Origin of the sequence: Jiangella endophytica, from assembly GCF_003427025.1 — a bacterium.
Taxonomy (GTDB): domain Bacteria; phylum Actinomycetota; class Actinomycetes; order Jiangellales; family Jiangellaceae; genus Jiangella; species Jiangella endophytica.
This window is the reverse complement of the sequence record NZ_QVAI01000062.1, coordinates 1-703: the sequence shown is the minus strand read 5'-3', so window position 1 is coordinate 703 and position 703 is coordinate 1. Positions and strand designations below refer to the sequence as shown.

The window sequence follows — 703 nt, the reverse complement described above, 5'->3', positions numbered from 1 at the left end:
GCAGCGCCGGCGACTCCCGCCGCGATGGACTGGAGTCAGCGCCGGAGACGCCGGCGACACTCCCAGAAAGGGCAGGACGATGACCACGTCCAGCAGCCACGACGTGCCGATCCGCAACGTCGCGCCGCAGAGCACCGAGGCGCAGACCACCACCGGCACCGACCACCCCGACGTTCGTCCCGTCGCGCTCCAGTACGTCCTGGCCGCTCTGCGGCTGGCGCTCGGCTGGACCTTCCTCTGGGCGTTCCTGGACAAGACGTTCGGCCTCGGGTACGCGACCCCGAGCGACAACGCCTGGATCGACGGGGGCAGCCCCACCACCGGCTACCTGTCCGGCGTCGAGGGCCCGTTCAAGGACTTCTTCCACGACCTGGCCGGCAACACCTGGGTGGACTGGCTGTTCATGATCGGCCTGCTCGGCATCGGGGTCGCGCTGATCCTCGGCATCGGCATGCGCGTCGCGGCGGTCGCCGGGGTGCTGATGCTCGGCATGATGTACCTGGCGTCGTTGCCGCTGGACAACAACCCGTTCATGGACGAGCACATCACCGAGGCCCTGATGATCGTGGTCCTGGCGCTGACCTTCTCCGGCCGCTACCTCGGGCTGGGCCGGCTGTGGGAACGCATCCCGCTGGTGCGGAAGAACCGCTGGCTCATCTGAGCCGCCGGCCGTCCCGTCCGCGCCGACCCGCCACTGGCGGGC

Annotated in this window: 1 protein-coding gene; it reads left to right on the top strand. The window is 70.0% G+C overall.

Going from position 1 to position 703, the window contains the following annotated elements; genetic code table 11:
- Positions 1-79: 79 nt before the first annotated feature.
- Positions 80-661, top strand: a complete 582-nt coding sequence (locus DZA62_RS35255) for a DoxX family protein (protein ID WP_116953677.1) — start codon at positions 80-82, stop codon at positions 659-661.
- The last annotated feature ends 42 nt before the right edge of the window (positions 662-703 follow it).